General features: G+C 50.1%; 25 protein-coding genes and 5 tRNA genes. 1 reads left to right on the top strand and 29 read right to left on the bottom strand.

Annotated elements, in window-relative coordinates; translation table 11 throughout:
• Positions 1-107: 107 nt before the first annotated feature.
• The 16 genes from rplA to ACSSVF_RS05980 form a co-directional block, all read right to left on the bottom strand.
• Positions 108-794, bottom strand: a complete 687-nt coding sequence (rplA, locus tag ACSSVF_RS06055) for a 50S ribosomal protein L1 (protein WP_492406040.1) — start codon at positions 792-794, stop codon at positions 108-110.
• Position 795: 1 nt separating this feature from the next.
• Positions 796-1,227, bottom strand: coding sequence for a 50S ribosomal protein L11 (gene rplK / locus ACSSVF_RS06050; RefSeq protein WP_379057022.1), 432 nt, complete (start codon positions 1,225-1,227; stop codon positions 796-798).
• Between the two features lie 74 nt (positions 1,228-1,301).
• Positions 1,302-1,838: a transcription termination/antitermination protein NusG gene (gene nusG, locus ACSSVF_RS06045; RefSeq protein ID WP_379035199.1), complete on the bottom strand. Its 537-nt coding sequence runs from the start codon at positions 1,836-1,838 to the stop codon at positions 1,302-1,304.
• Complete coding sequence (gene secE / locus ACSSVF_RS06040; RefSeq protein ID WP_442584722.1) at positions 1,838-2,185, bottom strand: preprotein translocase subunit SecE; 348 nt, start codon at positions 2,183-2,185, stop codon at positions 1,838-1,840. The genes nusG and secE overlap by 1 nt, the downstream gene beginning before the upstream one ends.
• Positions 2,186-2,245: 60 nt before the next feature.
• Positions 2,246-2,321: transfer RNA gene (locus ACSSVF_RS06035), tRNA-Trp, on the bottom strand.
• Positions 2,322-2,381: 60 nt separating this feature from the next.
• Positions 2,382-3,572, bottom strand: coding sequence for an elongation factor Tu (gene tuf, locus ACSSVF_RS06030; protein WP_442584715.1), 1,191 nt, complete (start codon positions 3,570-3,572; stop codon positions 2,382-2,384).
• A 164-nt stretch (positions 3,573-3,736) separates the two neighbouring features.
• A tRNA-Thr gene (locus ACSSVF_RS06025) sits at positions 3,737-3,811 on the bottom strand.
• Between the two features lie 21 nt (positions 3,812-3,832).
• Positions 3,833-3,908: transfer RNA gene (locus ACSSVF_RS06020), tRNA-Gly, on the bottom strand.
• Between the two features lie 66 nt (positions 3,909-3,974).
• Positions 3,975-4,059 (bottom strand) — tRNA-Tyr (locus ACSSVF_RS06015).
• A 62-nt stretch (positions 4,060-4,121) separates the two neighbouring features.
• Positions 4,122-4,197, bottom strand: a tRNA-Thr gene (locus ACSSVF_RS06010).
• Between the two features lie 139 nt (positions 4,198-4,336).
• Positions 4,337-4,750: a ClpXP protease specificity-enhancing factor gene (locus ACSSVF_RS06005; RefSeq protein WP_492406039.1), complete on the bottom strand. Its 414-nt coding sequence runs from the start codon at positions 4,748-4,750 to the stop codon at positions 4,337-4,339.
• 65 nt (positions 4,751-4,815) lie between these two features.
• On the bottom strand, positions 4,816-5,415 hold the full coding sequence (locus tag ACSSVF_RS06000; RefSeq protein WP_492406038.1) for a glutathione S-transferase N-terminal domain-containing protein: 600 nt from the start codon (positions 5,413-5,415) through the stop codon (positions 4,816-4,818).
• 64 nt (positions 5,416-5,479) lie between these two features.
• Positions 5,480-6,190 (bottom strand): cytochrome c1, encoded by a 711-nt coding sequence (locus tag ACSSVF_RS05995; RefSeq protein ID WP_492406037.1) that lies wholly within the window; start codon positions 6,188-6,190, stop codon positions 5,480-5,482.
• Positions 6,187-7,476: a cytochrome b gene (locus ACSSVF_RS05990; protein WP_492406036.1), complete on the bottom strand. Its 1,290-nt coding sequence runs from the start codon at positions 7,474-7,476 to the stop codon at positions 6,187-6,189. Before ACSSVF_RS05990 ends, ACSSVF_RS05995 begins: the two co-directional genes overlap by 4 nt.
• Positions 7,477-7,481: 5 nt before the next feature.
• Positions 7,482-8,102 (bottom strand): ubiquinol-cytochrome c reductase iron-sulfur subunit, encoded by a 621-nt coding sequence (gene petA / locus ACSSVF_RS05985; protein WP_442584727.1) that lies wholly within the window; start codon positions 8,100-8,102, stop codon positions 7,482-7,484.
• Between the two features lie 116 nt (positions 8,103-8,218).
• Complete coding sequence (locus ACSSVF_RS05980; RefSeq protein WP_492406035.1) at positions 8,219-8,965, bottom strand: Nif3-like dinuclear metal center hexameric protein; 747 nt, start codon at positions 8,963-8,965, stop codon at positions 8,219-8,221.
• A 52-nt stretch (positions 8,966-9,017) separates the two neighbouring features.
• Between ACSSVF_RS05980 and ACSSVF_RS05975 the strand changes: the two genes are divergently transcribed.
• Complete coding sequence (locus ACSSVF_RS05975; protein ID WP_492406034.1) at positions 9,018-10,178, top strand: S1C family serine protease; 1,161 nt, start codon at positions 9,018-9,020, stop codon at positions 10,176-10,178.
• Between the two features lie 12 nt (positions 10,179-10,190).
• On the opposite strand, the gene tatC is transcribed toward ACSSVF_RS05975, so the two are convergent.
• From tatC to hisD, 13 genes are all read right to left on the bottom strand, one after another.
• Entirely contained in the window at positions 10,191-10,925 is a 735-nt protein-coding gene (gene tatC, locus ACSSVF_RS05970) for a twin-arginine translocase subunit TatC (protein WP_492406033.1), read from the bottom strand.
• Positions 10,926-10,950: 25 nt separating this feature from the next.
• Positions 10,951-11,502 carry a Sec-independent protein translocase protein TatB gene (tatB, locus tag ACSSVF_RS05965; RefSeq protein WP_492406032.1) on the bottom strand — a complete coding sequence of 184 codons (552 nt, stop codon included), beginning with the start codon at positions 11,500-11,502 and terminating at the stop codon, positions 10,951-10,953.
• A 14-nt stretch (positions 11,503-11,516) separates the two neighbouring features.
• Complete coding sequence (gene tatA / locus ACSSVF_RS05960) at positions 11,517-11,696, bottom strand: Sec-independent protein translocase subunit TatA (protein WP_492406031.1); 180 nt, start codon at positions 11,694-11,696, stop codon at positions 11,517-11,519.
• Positions 11,697-11,728: 32 nt separating this feature from the next.
• A complete protein-coding gene (locus ACSSVF_RS05955) occupies positions 11,729-12,058 on the bottom strand; it encodes a histidine triad nucleotide-binding protein (protein ID WP_492406030.1) in 330 nt (109 codons plus the stop codon).
• Positions 12,055-12,372, bottom strand: coding sequence for a phosphoribosyl-ATP diphosphatase (locus ACSSVF_RS05950; RefSeq protein WP_492406029.1), 318 nt, complete (start codon positions 12,370-12,372; stop codon positions 12,055-12,057). Before ACSSVF_RS05950 ends, ACSSVF_RS05955 begins: the two co-directional genes overlap by 4 nt.
• Complete coding sequence (hisI, locus tag ACSSVF_RS05945) at positions 12,365-12,748, bottom strand: phosphoribosyl-AMP cyclohydrolase (protein ID WP_492406028.1); 384 nt, start codon at positions 12,746-12,748, stop codon at positions 12,365-12,367. The genes ACSSVF_RS05950 and hisI overlap by 8 nt, the downstream gene beginning before the upstream one ends.
• Entirely contained in the window at positions 12,745-13,509 is a 765-nt protein-coding gene (gene hisF, locus ACSSVF_RS05940; RefSeq protein ID WP_492406027.1) for an imidazole glycerol phosphate synthase subunit HisF, read from the bottom strand. Before hisF ends, hisI begins: the two co-directional genes overlap by 4 nt.
• On the bottom strand, positions 13,509-14,249 hold the full coding sequence (hisA, locus tag ACSSVF_RS05935; RefSeq protein ID WP_492406026.1) for a 1-(5-phosphoribosyl)-5-[(5-phosphoribosylamino)methylideneamino]imidazole-4-carboxamide isomerase: 741 nt from the start codon (positions 14,247-14,249) through the stop codon (positions 13,509-13,511). Before hisA ends, hisF begins: the two co-directional genes overlap by 1 nt.
• 52 nt (positions 14,250-14,301) lie before the next feature.
• Positions 14,302-14,946 (bottom strand): imidazole glycerol phosphate synthase subunit HisH, encoded by a 645-nt coding sequence (gene hisH, locus ACSSVF_RS05930; protein ID WP_492406025.1) that lies wholly within the window; start codon positions 14,944-14,946, stop codon positions 14,302-14,304.
• Between the two features lie 16 nt (positions 14,947-14,962).
• On the bottom strand, positions 14,963-15,553 hold the full coding sequence (gene hisB / locus ACSSVF_RS05925; protein WP_492406024.1) for an imidazoleglycerol-phosphate dehydratase HisB: 591 nt from the start codon (positions 15,551-15,553) through the stop codon (positions 14,963-14,965).
• A gap of 169 nt (positions 15,554-15,722) precedes the next feature.
• Positions 15,723-16,604, bottom strand: a complete 882-nt coding sequence (gene hxlA / locus ACSSVF_RS05920) for a 3-hexulose-6-phosphate synthase (RefSeq protein ID WP_492406023.1) — start codon at positions 16,602-16,604, stop codon at positions 15,723-15,725.
• A 217-nt stretch (positions 16,605-16,821) separates the two neighbouring features.
• On the bottom strand, positions 16,822-17,886 hold the full coding sequence (gene hisC / locus ACSSVF_RS05915) for a histidinol-phosphate transaminase (protein ID WP_492406022.1): 1,065 nt from the start codon (positions 17,884-17,886) through the stop codon (positions 16,822-16,824).
• A gap of 9 nt (positions 17,887-17,895) precedes the next feature.
• Positions 17,896-19,191, bottom strand: coding sequence for a histidinol dehydrogenase (gene hisD / locus ACSSVF_RS05910; protein WP_492406021.1), 1,296 nt, complete (start codon positions 19,189-19,191; stop codon positions 17,896-17,898).

The raw sequence follows: 19,191 nt of genomic DNA, 5'->3' as shown, positions 1-19,191 counted from the left end.
AAGTGAAACACACCAACGGTCTTTGATGCTCTTGAGCCAGGTGAATAAACCGCCTGACTCAAGCCCAAAGTTCTTGCCTGGCCTCTTGCGAGGCCAGTATTTAATACTTAAGCTGCAACTGTTGTCTGATCGATACGAACGCCAGGACCCATGGTGCTGGAGACAGACAGTTTTTTCAGGTATACGCCTTTTGAGCTAGTTGGCTTGGCTTTGTTCAATGCTTCGAGTAAAGCAGCCAGGTTGCCTTGCAATTGCTCAACAGTGAAAGAAGCGCGACCGATAGTGCAATGTACGATACCACCTTTGTCGGTACGGTATTGTACTTGACCAGCTTTTGCGTTTTTAACTGCAGTGGCTGCGTCTGGTGTCACGGTACCCACTTTTGGGTTTGGCATCAAACCACGTGGACCCAATACCTGGCCCAAAGCACCAACGATACGCATCGCATCAGGCGTAGCAATCGCTACGTCAAAGTCCAGCATACCGGCTTTCACTTGCTCAGCCAGATCTTCAAAACCAACGATTTCAGCACCAGCCGCTTTAGCAGCTTCAGCTTGTGCACCTTGTGCAAATACGGCTACGCGTACTGATTTACCAGTACCGTTAGGCAATACGATCGCACCACGTACCAGTTGGTCAGATTTACGTGGGTCGATACCCAGGTTCACTACTGCATCAACAGATTCGTTAAATTTTGCAGCTGCGCCTTCTTTAACCAGGTTCAGTGCATCAGTCGCCGGATACAGCTTGTTGCGGTCGATCTTCGCGCGCAACGCATCAATTCTTTTACCCATGTTATACACCCTCCACTTCAATACCCATACTACGTGCACTACCAGCGATGGTACGTACAGCAGCATCCAGATCTGCAGCAGTCAGGTCAGGTTGTTTTGTTTTGGCAATTTCTTCAGCTTGCGCACGAGTGATTTTGCCTACTTTGTCTGTATGAGGACGTGGAGACCCTTTTTCCAGCTTGGCTGCTTTTTTAATCAGCACCGTTGCTGGTGGGGTTTTCATGATGAACGTAAAGCTCTTGTCAGCAAACGCAGTAATCACAACTGGTACTGGCAGACCTGGTTCAACACCTTGAGTAGCGGCGTTAAACGCTTTACAGAATTCCATGATGTTCAAACCACGTTGACCAAGTGCTGGACCAACTGGTGGGCTTGGGTTGGCTTTACCTGCAGGGATCTGCAGCTTGATGTAGCCAATGACTTTCTTTGCCATTTTTGACTCCTTAAATGGGTACAAGCGCCCTTACGAGCTCCCCGTTGAAAAAACTACTACTAAGTTTTGATTACTTAAACTTCTTTTTCGACTTGTGCAAAGTCGAGCTCGACAGGTGTGGCACGACCAAAAATCACCACAGAAACACGTACTTTGTTTTTGTCGTAATTGATCTCTTCCACACTGCCAGAGAAATCTTTGAAAGGGCCGTCGATCACGCGCACGCTCTCGCCTTTTTCAAAGGTCATCTTCTGCGTTGGGTTTGACTTACTATCATCCATGCGACGCAGGATAATCTCTACTTCTTTATCTTTGATCGGGGTCGGACGCTGTGCGGTACCACCGATAAATGAAGTCACACGTGGTGTGCTCTTAACCAGGTGCCAGCTTTCATCTGTCATATCCATCTGCACCAGGACATAACCAGGATACAAGCGGCGCTCGGAAATGGTCTTTTGACCACCCTTCATCTCAACCACTTCTTCTACCGGCACCAGAATGTCACCAAACTGATCCTGTAAGTTGGATCTGATAATACGTTCTTCCAAACCGGCTTTCACGGATTTTTCCATGCCGGAGAAAGCTTGAACTGCATACCAACGCATTGACATTAAGCACCTCGACCCATAATCCATTGCACCATGTAAGCGAAACTGATATCCACCAACGCCAGGAACGCCGCCATAATCACAACCAGCACAATCACGGCCAGTGTGGTTTGGATGGTTTCCTGACGCGTTGGCCAGACAACACGCTTTGCTTCCGCAATAGATTCATTAAAAAAGCTCAGCGCCTGTTTACCTTGCGGAGCAGTCCATGCTACCGCGACAGACGCGACAATACCTGCCAGAACGGCAAGTATTCTAACAACCATTGCTTTATCTTCAAAAAGATAAAAACCGGCAATCCCCAAAGCTAGCAACAACAGGGACAAAGCCAGTTTGATTTTATCGATCATAACCTTAACTTTATGTTTTTTACACCTTCAGCATCGCTGGAAATCAGCTAACTGGGTGTTTGGCAGGCCAAGAGGGTCTCGAACCCCCAACCCTCGGTTTTGGAGACCGATACTCTACCAATTGAGCTATTGGCCTGTACTCTTAAACGTAAAACCTGCACGGGTTGTAGTGCAGGTTTTTACACGATCAAATCAATTATTCGATGATTTTGGCTACAACGCCAGCACCAACAGTACGACCACCTTCACGAATCGCGAAGCGCAAGCCGTCTTCCATCGCGATAGGCGCAATCAGCGCTACTGAGATAGATACGTTATCACCTGGCATCACCATTTCGGTACCTGCTGGCAATTCAACTGCACCAGTCACGTCTGTCGTACGGAAGTAGAACTGTGGACGGTAGCCGTTGAAGAATGGCGTATGACGACCACCTTCATCTTTACCCAGCACGTAGATCTCTGCTGTGAACTTAGTGTGTGGCTTGATAGAACCTGATTTGGACAATACTTGACCACGCTCAACTTCTTCACGCTTGGTACCGCGCAACAATACACCTACGTTGTCGCCTGCTTGACCTTGGTCCAGCAATTTACGGAACATTTCAACACCAGTACATGTTGTTTTCAATGTTGGCTTGATACCAACGATTTCGATTTCGTCGCCGACTTTAACGATACCGCGCTCGATACGGCCAGTCACTACAGTACCACGACCAGAGATAGAGAATACGTCCTCTACTGGCATCAGGAAGGTACCGTCGATAGCACGCTCTGGCGTTGGGATGTAGCTGTCTAATGCGTCAGCCAATGCGAAGATGGCTGGTTCGCCGATTTCTGATTGGTCACCTTCAAGGGCCAGTTTCGCTGAGCCTTTGATGATCGGGGTGTCGTCGCCTGGGAAGTCATATTTAGACAACAGGTCACGCACTTCCATTTCAACCAGTTCCAGCAACTCAGCGTCATCTACCATGTCAGCTTTGTTCAGGAATACAACGATGTATGGTACGCCAACCTGGCGGGCCAACAGGATGTGTTCACGTGTTTGTGGCATTGGGCCGTCAGCAGCTGAACATACCAGGATCGCGCCGTCCATCTGGGCAGCACCGGTAATCATGTTTTTAACGTAGTCAGCGTGACCTGGACAGTCAACGTGCGCGTAGTGACGTGCTGCTGTTTCGTATTCAACGTGTGCTGTGTTGATCGTGATACCACGTGCTTTTTCTTCTGGCGCCGCGTCAATTTGATCGTAAGCCTTCGCTTCACCACCAAATTTCTTAGTCAATACAGTGGTAATAGCCGCTGTCAGGGTTGTCTTACCGTGGTCAACGTGACCAATCGTACCAACGTTCACGTGTGGCTTGGTACGTTCAAATTTGCCTTTTGCCATGATGTTTTCCTTTATTGATACTGAAAATGCCAATAAATAATTGTGTTTTCACAAATTACGCGACGCGGATGACACCACCCTGAAACGCCACTACTTAAACAAGCTCTATGCTACCAAACTTTACGTCACCAATTTTTTGCCACTAACTTTAACGAGAGCAAAACTGGTGCCCATGGCGGGAATCGGACCCGCGACCTCTCCCTTACCAAGGGAGTGCTCTACCACTGAGCCACATGGGCGCTTCATGCCTTCATTGCTGTTGGAGCGGGCGACGAGGTTCGAACTCGCGACATCTTGCTTGGAAGGCAAGTGCTCTACCAACTGAGCTACACCCGCACTGTGCAGAACTCCCAAGGAGGGCTCTCACCATCCCGCTTTACAAACGCCTACAGGCAGAAAATTTGGTGGAGGAGGCTGGATTCGAACCAGCGTACTCTGAGAGAACGGATTTACAGTCCGTCGCCTTTAACCACTCGGCCACCCCTCCAAAATCGACCGCGATTATCGCGGCAAATTCAATCAGCGTCAATGCTAACTGTATTTAATCTATGGTGCCGGGTATCGGAATCGAACTGATGACCTTCGCATTACAAGTGCGCTGCTCTACCAACTGAGCTAACCCGGCATTTCGGAAAGGCGCAACTATAGCACTTTTTTATGAGTTTTATCTAGTGCTTTGAGAAATTTTTTTATTCTCAGCAAAAAGATCAGTGCATCCGCAACAGGCCTCTTTTATGACAAGGCTTTTTTGCGGATGGGCAGGACTACTTGACAACTTTCAGATGGGATTTCTTGGGCGCAGCGGGTGCAGGCGCCTCTGCTACCGATAATTCGGCTTTTGTGAAAGGCTCTGGCGCATGGCCATCACTCACCTCAAAAAACATGCCCTGGCTGTTCTCGCGGGCAAACACACCGGCAATGCGGCCGATAGGTACATAAATATGCTGCGCCACACCGCTGAACCGCGCCGAAAATACCACGGCATCGTTATCAATATGCAGATCTTTCACCGCGGTGTAATTGATGTTCAGCACAATTTCACCATTTTTCACAAACGCCATAGGCACACGCGTTTGCGCATCCACCTTCACCAACAGATGTGGCGTCAATGCATTATCAACACACCATTCATGTATCGCGCGTATCAAATAAGCAGTAGTAGGGATCAATGTACTCATGCTGACTTTCCTTAAAAAAACAGCGCGGGAAAATTTCACCGCGCTGTATATCTGCGAACTAAAAATTACTTGCGCATGGCCTTTTCAGAAGGGGTCATCGCTTCAGCATACATAGGGCGCGAGAACAAACGCTCAGCATACTTCAGCAACGGCGCCGCCTGATTTGGCAATTCAATACCATAATGGCCCAGGCGCCATAACAACGGCGTGATCGCCACATCCAGCATGGAGTATTCATCGCCCATCAAATAATTCTGCTTGCTGAAGATAGGCACCAGTTGCGTCAAGTTATCGCGTATGACTTTACGTGCACGCTCCACCCTGTCGTCTTCACCAGACTCTACATCTTTGATGTGATTAAACAAATCTTTTTCAAAGTTATACAGGTACAGGCGCGCACGTGCACGCATGACAGGATCAGCCGGCATCAGTTGTGGATGCGGGAAGCGCTCATCAATATATTCATTGATAATATTAGCCTCTGACAATACCAGGTCACGCTCAACTAACACAGGCACTTCGCCATAAGGGTTCAGAATGGCGAGGTCTTCAGTTTTGTTGGTGAGGTCAACATCAATGACTTCAAAGTCCATGCCTTTTTCAAACAGCACGATACGGCAACGGTGGCTGTAAGGATCGACAGTGCCCGAATACAATCTCATCATAATCATTTTTCCCTATAAAAAAAGACACCAAGGCCAAGGCCCTGGTGTCGGACTTGGTTGCTGGTTAACGAATATCTTTCCAGTATTCAGCTTTGATTTTCTTCACCAAGACTAACAGCACAGACAAGAACAGCAGCACGAAGACACCAATCCACAAGCGGGATTGTTTCGCAGGCTCTGCCATAAATGCCATAAAGTTGGTTAAATCACCTGCAAACTGGTCGTATTCTTCAGTACTCAATTTGCCGGCTTTTTCCAGTTTCAGTGTATGCGTTTCATGATCCAGCACCTGCACGCCCTGCAATTCGTACAACACATGCGGCATGGCCACTTTATCAAACACCAGGTTATTCCAACCGGTAGGACGGCTGTCATCCTTGTAGAAGCTGCGCAGGTAGGCATAGACCCAGTCTGCGCCACGCGCACGCACTTCCACGCTCAGATCAGGAGGCGCCGCACCAAACCATTGCTTGGCATCTTTGGGATTCATGCTGACACGCATGGGCTCACCAACCTTCTCACCGGCAAACAGCAAGTTATCCTTGATCTGTTTGTCGGTCAGGCCGATATCCTGCAAACGGTTGTAACGCATGTAGTTGGCGCTATGGCAGTTGAGGCAGTAGTTCACGAAAATCTTGGCCCCGCGTTGCAAAGAGGCTTTATCACTCATGCTGATCGGTGCCGTTACATCAATATGCACCTCATTCGCCAAAGCAAGGCCTGAAACCAGCAGCGCTACACTGGCAAATGCCTGAATAAACAATTTCTTCATCATTTGTATGTCACCCTTTCCGGCACTGGTTTGGTTTTGTCTTTTTTGGTGTACCAAGGCATTAATGCAAAATATGCAAAGTAGACCACCATACAAATACGTGCGACCACAGTGGCACGATCTGCGCGCCCCAGCCACGGCCCGAACTGGCCCCAGACATCGCCTGGAACTGTTCCCAGATAACCCAGAATGACAAAGCTGATCACAAAAGCCGTCAACCAGCGCTTGTACAATTGGCCACGGTAGCGAATAGACTTCACTGGGCTTCTATCCAGCCATGGCAGGAAAGCAAATGCAACGACTGACAAGCCCATCGCCACTACCCCAGGGAACTGTGAAATACCGATAGGCGGCACTGCACGCAAGATGGAGTAATAAGGAGTGAAGTACCAGACCGGTGCAATGTGTGCCGGTGTTTTCAGCGGATCAGCAGGCACAAAGTTGTTGGCTTCGAGGAAGTAACCACCCATTTCCGGCATAAAGAACACAATGGCAAAGAACACCATCAGGAAAGCGACCACGCCGACCAGATCCTTGACCGAGTAGTAAGGATGGAAAGGAATCCCATCCAGCGGAATACCGGTTTCTTTATCTTTATACTTTTTGATTTCCACACCGTCAGGGTTGTTGGAACCTACCTCATGCAAAGCCACGATGTGTACAGCGACCAGGCCTAACAGCACCAGCGGTAAAGCAATCACGTGGAATGCAAAAAAGCGGTTCAATGTCGCATCAGACACCAGATAGTCACCACGCAACCATTCGGAAAGATCAGGACCGATAAATGGCACGGTAGAGAACAGGTTCACAATCACCTGCGCACCCCAGTAGGACATTTGGCCCCATGGCAGCAGGTAACCGAAAAAGGCCTCACCCATCAACACCAGGAAAATACCGACACCAAACAGCCAGATCAGCTCGCGCGGCGTGCGGTATGAACCGTAGATAATGCCACGGAACATATGCAGGTAGACCACCACAAAAAACATGGAGGCGCCAGTCGAGTGCATGTAACGAATAATGTTTCCGCCAAATACGTCCCGCATGATGTATTCCACTGAAGCAAATGCCAGCTCAGCATCTGGCTTGTAGTTCATGGTCAGGAAAATACCGGTGACGATTTGCAGCACCAGTACTAATAAAGCCAATGAACCAAAGAAATACCAGAAATTGAAGTTTTTCGGTGCGTAATACTCGGTAAGGTGTCCTTTGATGGTACTGGTCAGCGGGAAACGGGCATCTACCCAATCCAGCACGCCAGCGGCAATCGTTTTATTATTATTTGCCATGGTGTTTAAGCCTCCGCCTTTTTGTCATCACCAATCAGGATGGTGGTTTCTGTCAGATATTGATGTGGCGGCACAATCAGGTTAGTCGGCGCTGGCGAGCCTTTGAATACCCGGCCAGTCAGGTCAAACTTAGACCCGTGGCATGGACAGACAAAGCCACCTGGCCACTCGGCTGTTTGCGCAAAATTATCATTCGGCGAACAACCCAAGTGCGTGCATGTGCCCAACATCACAGCAAATTCAGGTTTAATCGCGCGTGCTTTGTTTTTGCAATATTCAGGCTGCTGAGGCACTTCCATCGCGGGGTCAGACAAATCCGCATCGTGCTTATCCAGTATGGCCATCATTTCTGGCGAACGGCGCACGATCCAGACTGGCTGACCACGCCATTCGGCTGTCATTTTTTCACCTGGTTTCAGCTTGCTGATATCGACTTCTACTGGTGCTCCAGCGGCTTTTGCACGCTCACTGGGTAACATGCTGCCGACAAATGGCACCGCTACCGCAGCGACACCGACAGCACCGGTGGCAGCAGTTGCTTTCACCAAAAAATCACGCTTTTGCAAATCCACCTCAGATGGCGCGCAAAACGACAAACTAGGGTTGTCGATTTTGTTTTCTGACATTGGCTTCCTTAATCTACCCTTTTAAGGTAACAGTTAGATCAAAACTTGAGTCGCGATTATACATTTTCCACATGCACAATCCAAATATAATTCAATAACTTATTGATAATTATCAATTAAATCGGGTTCTCCACTTCTATGTAAATATGCTCAATTCCATAGTTCTCTGCCAGCCACTGCCCTAACGCCTGGATACCATAGCGTTCAGTGGCATGATGCCCGGCCGCAATGTAGGCCGTACCGGTCTCCTGCACGGTATGCCATGTCTGTTCTGACACCTCACCGCTGACAAAGACATCCACGCCGGCGGTGACTGCCTGCGAAATATATGACTGCGCCGCGCCTGTACACCAGGCAACCGTGCGCACCTGCTGTTCAGAGTCTCCCAAAAGTTGCACCTGGCGCCCTAATTGCTCGCTGACCTGATCGCCCAATTGCTGTAATGAAAGCGCGTGCGGCAAAGCCGCCATCGGCAGCATATTCTTGTCATCCAGATAGCGCACCAGCGGCCATCCCAGCACTTTACCCAGCTGTACGTTGTTACCCACTTCAGGATGGGCATCCAAAGGCAAATGGTAAGCCAGCAGACTGATGTCGTGCGTGAGCAGCTGCTTCAAGCGCTTGCGTTTCATGCCGGTGATTTCCGCAGGCTCGCCGCGCCAGAAGTAGCCATGATGTACCATGATGGCATCAGCGTTCGCTTCAATCGCAGCGTCGATCAAAGCCTGGCTGGCAGTAACACCAGTCACGATACGGTGGACTTCTGCCCGCCCTTCCACCTGCAATCCGTTCGGGCAATAGTCCTGAAATCTGACAACTTGCAAAAAATTAGCCAATTCGCTAACAAGACGATTCAATTCCATCTCTGACTCTCATATACTGATCAATTATTAAAACAATTATTTGACTGCGCCCATGCGACAACTCTGGACTATATTCTCACAAGCGGTCACCGTCTGCCTCGGTATTCTGTTTGTGATGAAACTATTTTATCCCAACCTGCTGGTGCAATCGAACGTTCAACAGGTGGTGGTCAAACAATCCACCGCCAGCGACCAGGCTGCCGCCATCGCAAAAACAGGCTATCGCGGCGCTGTCAGCAAGGCGACGCCTTCTGTCGTCAATATTTTCACTACCGCGCATATCAGCCAGGACCCGCACCGGGCCCTAAAAAATGACCCGTTATTTCGGCATTTTTTTGGCGAGGAAATGGAAGAGGAGGATGAGCAGCCGGAAAACAGTCTGGGCAGTGGCGTGATTGTCAGTGCCGATGGCCTGATCCTTACCAATAACCACGTCATCAGCTCGGCAGACCAGATTGAGGTAGCCCTGAGTGATGGCAGCAAATCGTCGGCAACCGTGGTCGGTACCGACCCTGAAACCGATATAGCCGTGCTTAGAATCGACCGCAAAGATTTACCTGCCATCACTTTTAGCAATAGTGAGCAAATGAAGGTAGGCGATGTGGTGCTGGCGATTGGTAACCCGTTTGGCGTAGGCCAAACGGTGACGCAAGGCATTATCAGCGCGCTGGGGCGCAATCATTTAGGTATTAATACGTTCGAGAACTTCATCCAGACTGACGCATCGATTAATCCCGGCAATTCCGGCGGTGCATTGATTGATACGAACGGTAACCTGATCGGGATCAACAGTGCCATTTATTCCCGCAATGGCGGCAGCATGGGCATAGGCTTTGCCATCCCTGTCAGCATCGCCCAGCAGGTCATGGAACAGATCACCTCCAGCGGCTCGGTCACACGTGGCTGGATAGGCATAGAAGCACAAGACATCACACCTGAACTGGCAGAATCGTTTAATTTGAAGAGCATCAACGGCTCGCTGATCGCAGGCGTGTTGCTGGATAGCCCGGCAGACCGTGCTGGATTACGCCCCGGAGATATCCTCACCGCCATCAATAAAAAACCAGTGGCGGATAGTCAATCGATGCTGAATATCATTGCCTTGCTGAAACCGCGCGAGAAAGCCACTTTGTCTATTTTACGCACCGGCAAAAAAGTAGATATCGACCTGGTGGTAGGTAAGCGCCCACTACCGAACAAAATACCTAAATAACTAATATTTCATTTATACAGAGGTCGGGCTGGTATCGCGCGGGGGTAGCCAGCGTACCACCAGCAACCCGGCTTCGTATAAGATCCATAGCGGGATGGCCAGCATAAACTGGGACACGATATCTGGCGGCGTAAAAATAGCCCCCAACACGAATGCGCCGACAATCACGTAAGAGCGCGCTTCCTTCAGTTGTTCTAAAGTCACCCAGCCCATCAGCGCCATCAACACCACAGCCACAGGCACTTCAAACGCAAAACCAAAGGCCAGGAACATCCCGATCACAAAATCCAGATATTCGGCAATATCGGTCATCACCGCCACACCTTGCGGCGCACTGCCAACCAGGAAACCGAACACCACAGGAAAAACAGCAAAGTAAGCGAAGGCCATGCCGATAAAAAACAGGATCAGCGATGCCACTAGCAAAGGCAATAGCATGCGTTTTTCATGCGTGTACAAACCCGGCGCTACAAATGCCCAGCATTGATAGAGAATCCATGGCAACGCCAGTAGAAACGCTGCCAGCATGGTGACTTTCATAGGCACAAAAAACGGCGTAGTGACCGCTGTTGCAATCATTTGTGCGCCCTGTGGCAGCTTGGCCAGCAATGGTGCCGCAAGCAAGCTGTAGAGCTTGTCGGCAAAAGGGAACAAAGCAACGAATATCACCAGCAAGCCGACGACCGCGCGCAGCAGGCGGTTGCGCAGTTCAACCAGATGGGTAATAAAATTTTCAGTAGGCGTCATAGGCTAAAGCGCGATTGATTACACGCTAAGACTGCGGCTCATCGACAAACATATCCGTCGTGTCACCGGCAGGCTTGGGTTTAGGTTTGCGCTGACGCTTAGGTGCAGGGCTGACAGCTGTTGCATCACCATGCGCAGGGAGTTGCCCTGTGTCTGATACCGGTGCAGGTTGATTTCCCTTGATTGCCACTTTAGATCGACGCCTGGGCGTTGCTACCGGGTTTTCTGGCGTAGTTTGCGTGACTTCCTTAGTTTTTACCTGGCGTGGCTTGCGCGGCTTTTTAGCAGGCTCAATCTCAACCGGTTCATCGATGACCTGTGATTCTGTCGGCAGAATACTACGTTCAATATCGACATAACTTTGTTGCAGGCTTGAATGCACTTCTTCCTGTAACTTCTGCAACTCTGCAAAGCGCGACTCACGATTGACTTCGTCTTTGACCTGCGCGACAAATCGCTGCAAACGGCCAAAAAAAGCGCCCGCAGTGCGGGCGACTTTTGGCAGTTTTTCCGGCCCGATCACCACCAGTGCAACAATGGCGATGACCAGTAGCTCAGAAAAAGAGATATCAAACACAGTGAGGGCAGCGCTTATTTCTTATCAGACAGCTCGTCTGGTCTGGATTCGCCTTTGCCTTCATTGACGGCTTTTTTGAACTCATTGACCGCTCCACCGACATCACTGCCGATATTACGCAATTTTTTGGTACCAAACACCAGCACTACGATCAGCAATACAATCAACCAATGCCATACACTGAAGCTTCCCATCACAATCTCCTTAAACTATGCAGTGGATGCGGTTATGCCGCAGCCCCACCACCGTAGACATGCAAATGAATATGAAAAACCTCCTGCCCGCCTTCACGGCCCACATTCATCAGCGTTTTGTAGCCAATCAACCCTTGTTCTGCTGCCAGCTTGGGCGCCAGCAACATCATGCCGCCGAGTAAATCCTGGTCCTCAGCGGTACAGTCTTTCAATGTTTCAATGTGCTTTTTTGGCACAATCAGGAAGTGCACTTTAGCCATAGGACGAATGTCGTGGAAAGCGATGACATGGTCGTCCTCATAAATGCTTTTAGAGGGTATGCTACCCGCAGCGATCTTACAAAAAATGCAATCCGCACTCATTCTGCCCTGCTCGCTTTCTCTGCAATGCCAGACAAGCCTTCGCGGCGTGCCAGCTCATTGAGCACATCCTGCGCGCTTAACCCGGCATGACTCAGCAACACCAGAGTGTGAAACCATAAATCGGCGGTTTCATAAATAATCTCTTCGGCATTGCCGCCTTTGGCAGCGATCACCGTTTCTGTCGCTTCTTCGCCAATCTTTTTCAGAATACTGTCCAGACCCTTGGCATGCAGTTTGGCCACGTATGAAGTAGCAGGATCCGCAGATTTGCGCTGCTCTAGCAATTCAGACAACCGATTTAAGACATCACTCATGATAAATCGCTTTCGGGTCCTTGATGACAGGCTCAACCGTTACCCAGCTATCCTCTTGCAACTGCTGGAAAAAACAATTGTGGCGGCCGGTATGGCAAGCAATGCCACCCTGCTGCTCTACCGTCAGCAACACCACGTCATTGTCGCAATCCAGGCGGATATCATGCACGATCTGGGTGTGTCCGGACTCTTCGCCTTTGTGCCACAGCTTGCTGCGCGAGCGGGAGTAATACACGGCATGACCCGTTTCTCGTGTCAGCTGCAACGCTTCACGATTCATCCAGGCAAACATCAGGATCTTGCCAGAAGAGTGTTCCTGGGCGATCACGGGCACCAGGCCATCAGCTGTCCAAGCCACTTGATCCAGCCAAGTCATCGAATTTCCAATCCGTGTTCACGCATATAGTCTTTCGCTTGCTTTACCGTAAATTCACCATAATGGAAGATACTGGCGGCCAGCACTGCATCCGCCCCACCCAGTGTCACGCCATCTACCAGGTGTTGCAAGTTGCCAACGCCACCGGAAGCAATCAGGGGCACGTCTACAGCGTCACTGATCGCTTTATTCAATGGATTGTTGAAGCCTATCTTGGTGCCATCCCGGTCCATGCTGGTGACTAGCAATTCACCAGCGCCCAGCCCTACCATTTTGCGCGCCCATTCAACAGCATCGAGGCCTGTTGCGTTGCGGCCACCATGGGTAAAGACTTCCCACTCAAACGGCTGGTTGTCGACTTTTTTGGCATCAATGGCAACGACGATACATTGCGAACCAAACCGGCTGGCAGCATCTTCAACCACCTGCGGATTCAGTACCGCAGTGGTATTGATACTGACTTTGTCGGCACCCGCATTCAGCAAGCGGCGCACATCCTCTACTTTACGCACCCCGCCGCCTACAGTCAGCGGAATAAATATCTGCTCGGCGACGCGCTCAATAATATGCAAAATCAGGTCACGGTCATCAGAACTGGCGGTGATATCGAGAAACGTCAGCTCATCGGCGCCTTGATCGTTATAGCGCTGCGCAATCTCTACCGGATCTCCGGCATCGCGCAGTTCAAGAAAGTTGACGCCTTTGACCACGCGACCATTCGTCACATCCAGGCAAGGAATGATGCGTTTAGCACATCCCATTACGCGCTGAGCTCGTCTGCCAGCTTCTGGGCTGCGGTAAAGTCCAGTGTGCCTTCGTAAATGGCGCGGCCGGTAATCGTACCAATGATCCCTTCAGCCTGCACCGCACATAATTTGCGCACATCTTCAAGGTTGGTCACACCACCGCTGGCAATGACGGGGATGGTCAAGGCTTGTGCCAGGGCCACGGTTGCTTCAATATTGACGCCGGTCAGCATGCCGTCACGGCCAATGTCCGTGTAGACAATGCTTTCCACACCATAATCTTCAAACTTCTTCGCCAGGTCTATCACGTCGTGACCAGTCAACTTAGACCAGCCATCTACAGCGACCTTGCCATCTTTGGCATCCAGGCCGACCATGATCTGGCCGGGGAATGCATAGCATGCCTCATGCAAAAAACCAGGGTTTTTCACGGCGGCAGTGCCTATGATGATGTAACTGATACCATCATCAAGATAACGTTCTATCGTATCCAGATCGCGAATACCGCCACCCAGCTGGATAGGGATATCGCCACCGACGGCTGCCACAATTGACTTGATGGCGTTTTCATTGACCGGTTTACCGGCAAATGCACCATTCAAATCAACCAGGTGCAGGCGTTTGCCACCCTGATCCACCCAGTGTCTGGCCATGGCCGCCGGGTCCTCAGAAAATACGGTGGACTCTTCCATCAGCCCCTGCTTTAAGCGTACGCAGTGACCATCTTTTAAATCAATTGCCGGGATAATTAACATGCTGTTTAGTATTGAAATATAACGAGTTTTGACAAAGTTTGGGAAAACACAATCATGGTTTCCAGTTTACAAAATTACGCAAAAGTTGCAAGCCTGATTCTGCACTCTTTTCCGGATGAAATTGCACGGCAAATACGTTGTCCTGCGCAATGGCGCAGGTGTAGTCAAACGGGTAAGCCGTGGTCGCTGCTGTCAGCGCCGATTCCGCAGGCGCCACATAGTAACTATGCACATAATAAAAGCGGGCCAGGTCAGGAATATCCCGCCACAAATCATGTGTCAAGGTTTGCTGGACCTGACTCCAACCCATATGCGGGACTTTCAGCTTGCCGCCATGAGCATCTAGCATTTTTTCGGCCGGAAAGCGCTTCACTTCGCCGGGGTAAATACCCAGGCCAGGGACATCGCCTTCTTCGGAATGCTCAAACAGCATTTGCAAACCGATACAAATCCCCAGGAAAGGCTTGTCGCGAGTGGCAGCAATCACCGCCTGGCGTAAACCGCGGGTATCCAGTTCATGAATACAATCCGGCATTGCACCCTGTCCAGGAAACACAACGCGCTCAGCAGCGGCAATCTGCTCCGGATCACTGGTGATTTCGATGTGCAGATCCGGCGCAACTGCTTTCAAAGCATTGGCGACAGATCTTAAATTACCCATGCCGTAATCAATGACGGCGACTTGCAAACGATTCATGTATGGCGTGTCGGCTTTATAGCGAACCCTTGGTCGATGGCATCATTCCGGCCATGCGCGGGTCAGGCGTGATGGCGACGCGCAAGGCACGGCCAAACGCTTTAAAAATGGTTTCTGCCTGGTGATGCGCATTGTGCCCTTTCAGGTTGTCGATGTGCAAAGTCACCAGCGAGTGGTTGATGAACCCCTGAAAGAACTCATAGAACAAGTCTACATCAAACTCACCGATCATGGCACGCGTAAACTGGCAGTCAAACTCAAGGCCAGGACGTCCGGACAGATCGAGCACAACACGACTCAACGCCTCATCTAGCGGCACATAGCTGTGGCCATACCGCGTCAGTCCTTTTTTGTCGCCCAGCGCCTTGGCAAAAGCCTGGCCCAGCGTAATGCCGATATCTTCAACCGTGTGATGCCCATCAATATGCAAATCACCTTTGGCATGCACTTTCAAATCAATCATGCCGTGGCGGGCAATCTGATCCAGCATGTGATCCAGAAAGCCCAATCCGCTCTGCAAATCAGACACACCAGTGCCATCCAGATTGATAGCAACTGTAATTTGGGTTTCGAGTGTATTGCGCGTGACTTCAGCTTGGCGTGACATAGTGGGAAAAGGGGTGTTCACAGAGATTTAGCAAATAATACAGGCATTTTACCGCAAGTCTTCACGGCCAGGCAAAATCTGTCACTAAAAACAAAAAAGCAGCCCGTGAGGACTGCTTTTTTAGCCTACCGATTATCCGAAGATAGTCAGCAGAGAGAGTGCTAAGCGATTACTTGGCTTCAGCTGGAGCTTCTGCAGCAGGTGCAGCTTCTTCAGTTGTCGCAGCAGGCGCTTCTTCAACTACTGGTGCTTCAGCTGCAGGAGCAGCGTCAGCAGGTGCAGCTTCTTCAGCCACTGGAGCTTCTGAAGCAGGTGCAGCTTCTTCAGATTTTTTGCCCAGCAGTGAGAATACCAGTACTGCAGCAACAGCAGCGATAATCCATGGCAGCAACTTGTTGCCACCTTTAGCAGAAGTACCAGCACCGTGTGCAATTTTTGTGATTTCTGAAGCAGCAGCAGCAGGATCAGCAGCACCGTAGATAGCGGCACCAGCAACAACGATGTCAGCACCAGCATCAACTACTTGTTTGGTTGTTGCAGCTTTAACACCACCAGCAACAGATACTTTAGCGCCTGTTTTCAAGCCAGATACCAGGCCCAGGTCAGCAAATGGTGTGTGACCAGCAGCTTGTTGATCCAAGCCAGTGTGTACACCAATGATGTGCGCGCCCAATTTAACTACTTCTAATGTGCGAGCTTTTTTGTCTTTTACGTTGATCAGGTCAACTTGTGCTTCTTTACCGTATTTGTTAGCAGCATCGACCACACCTTTGATCGTACCAACATCTGCAGTACCCAGTACAGTAACGATATCCGCACCGGCTTTGTAGAATGGCTCAGCTTCGTAGAAGCCAGCATCCATAGTTTTCAGGTCAACCAAAATCTTGTTGTTAGGGAATTTAGTACGCAATGCTTTCAACAGTTCGATACCGTTATGCTTGATACAAGGTGTACCAATTTCCAGGATATCAACATGTGGCGCCACTTTGGCGGCCAAAGCGATTGTTGCGTCAAAATCCAATGAGTCTAATGCCATCTGGGTTTGTGCCATTTTTCTTCCTCCGAGTTTGCTCTATTTTAAATCCAATGAACTTTTGCGCAGCAATGATGCAAACGCAACCCTCACTGCACATTATGTACAATAGCGTGCATCATAACCGTATTTCAAACAAAATGACAATATTGCGTCATCTTTTTTTACGTCGCTAAAGAATCATTTAAGCGATGTTAGCAGTTATATTGCTGCACGTACTTTGATTTTAGCGACATCAAGCCTGCAAAAGGCCCTTTACAGCAGTTATTAACGCAAGATTCTGGCTATCGTTACCTATGGTGATACGCAAAAAGTCCGCAATCCTGGCTGGTTTTTTGAAATGGCGTACGATCACAGCCTTTTCGCGCAAGCCTGCGGCAAGTTGCTCACCGGCGAATTGCGGATGGCGCGCAAAGATAAAATTGGCACCAGATGGCAACACTTCGAAGCCCAACGCCTGCAAATCATTGACTAATTGCTCGCGTGCGGTAATGACCTGCTGCCGGGTTTGCTGAAAATAAGCCTCATCCTGCAGGGCGGCTACTGCGCCTGCTTCAGCAAAACGATCAATCGGATAAGAATTAAAACTATCTTTGACCCGGATCAGCGCTTCTATCAAACCGGTATCGCCGACGGCATAGCCAATCCGCAGCCCGGCCAGCGAACGCGATTTAGAGTAAGTATGCGTCACCACCACATTAGGATAGCGGCTAATCAAGGAAACAGCTGATTCAGTGCCAAAATCCACATACGCCTCATCAATCACGACGACGGAGTCTTTATTTGTTTGCAGCAATCGCTCAATTTCGGCTAAAGGCAGCGGAATCCCTGTCGGTGCATTGGGGTTGGGAAAAATAATGCCGCCATTGGGGCGCAGATAATCATCAATCGCAATTTCAAACTGCGCATTGAGCGCGACGGTTTCATATTGAATGCCATACAAGCCACAATAGACCGGATAAAAACTATAAGTGATATCAGGAAACAACAATGGCAGGTCGTGTTTGAGCAAGGCCTGAAAGACATGCGCAAGCACCTCATCCGAACCATTACCCACAAACACCTGGTTGGTTTGCAAGCCGTGATATTCAGCGATGGCCGCTTTCATACGGCTGGAATCCGGGTCAGGATACAAGCGCAAACTATCTGCCGCTTCCGCCTGCAAAGCGGCAATCACCTTGGGGCTGGGGCCATAAGGATTCTCGTTGGTATTCAGCTTGATCAGGTTTTGGATTTTGGGTTGTTCGCCTGGCACATAAGGTGTCAGGGCATGCACGATCGGGCTCCAGAATTTACTCATTTGCCGACCTTATTTCAAGCGGTATTCGGCGCTGCGTGCGTGCGCCTGCAGGCCTTCGCCATAAGCGAGCGTCGCTGCAATCTTACCCAGGGTTTGCGCACCTTCACTGGATACCATAATCAGGCTGGAGCGTTTCTGGAAATCATACACACCCAATGGCGAACTGAAGCGCGCAGTGCGTGAAGTCGGTAACACGTGGTTAGGCCCGGCACAGTAGTCACCCAAGGCTTCGCAGGTATCGCGTCCCATAAAGATGGCACCGGCGTGTTTGATTTTCTTGCTGAACGCTAACGCGTCATCCATGGATAACTCCAGGTGTTCAGGCGCAATAAAGTTACAAATCTCGGCTGCTTCTTCCAGGCCTTTCACCTGTATCAGTGCGCCGCGATTTTGCAAGGAGGTCCGGATGATTTCCTGCCTGGGCATTTCTGTGACCTGGCGCTCAATGCTGGCTTGCACCTGATCGAGGAACTCGGCGCTCGGTGACAATAAAATCGCCTGTGCCAACTCATCATGCTCTGCCTGGCTGAACAAATCCATGGCTGTCCAGTCAGGATTGCTCTTGCCATCGCTGATGACCAGGATTTCAGACGGACCTGCCACCATATCAATGCCGACCACGCCGAATACGCGGCGTTTGGCAGCAGCGACATAGGCATTACCCGGGCCGACAATCTTATCCACCTGCGGCACAGTCTCGGTGCCATAAGCCAGTGCGCCTACCGCTTGCGCGCCACCAATACAGAATACACGCGTTACACCGCATACGGCAGCGGCTGCTAACACTAATGGGTTCTTCTCACCATTTGGCGTCGGCACCACCATGATCAACTCTTGCACGCCTGCTACTTTGGCGGGAATCGCATTCATCAATACCGAAGAAGGATAAGCAGCTTTACCGCCAGGTACGTATAAGCCCACCCGGTCCAGCGAAGTCACCTGCTGACCGAGCAAGGTGCCGTCCGCTTCAGTGTATTGCCAGGATTGCATGACCTGTTTTTCGTGATAGCTACGTACACGATCAGCCGCGGCTTGCAAGGCTTCACGCTGGGCGGCTGGCAAACTGGTCAGAGCCGCCTGTAATTCAGCTTGCGGGATCTCCAGTTGTGCCAGGTTATCAGCACTGGTTTTATCAAAACGGTTGGTATATTCCAGCACAGCAGCATCGCCACGCGCTTTCACATCCTTGAGAATATTAGCGACCACCTGGTCAATATCATCATCCTGCGCAGTTTCAAACGCCAGCAAGGCTTTCAATTCGCGATCGAAATCTGCAGATTGGGTGGTTAAACGTTTAATCTTCAT

The sequence above is a fragment of the Methylophilus sp. E2MeOHC9 genome (assembly GCF_058744375.1).
The sequence above is the reverse complement of the archived record's forward strand: the minus strand, read 5'-3'. Positions and strand labels throughout refer to the sequence as shown.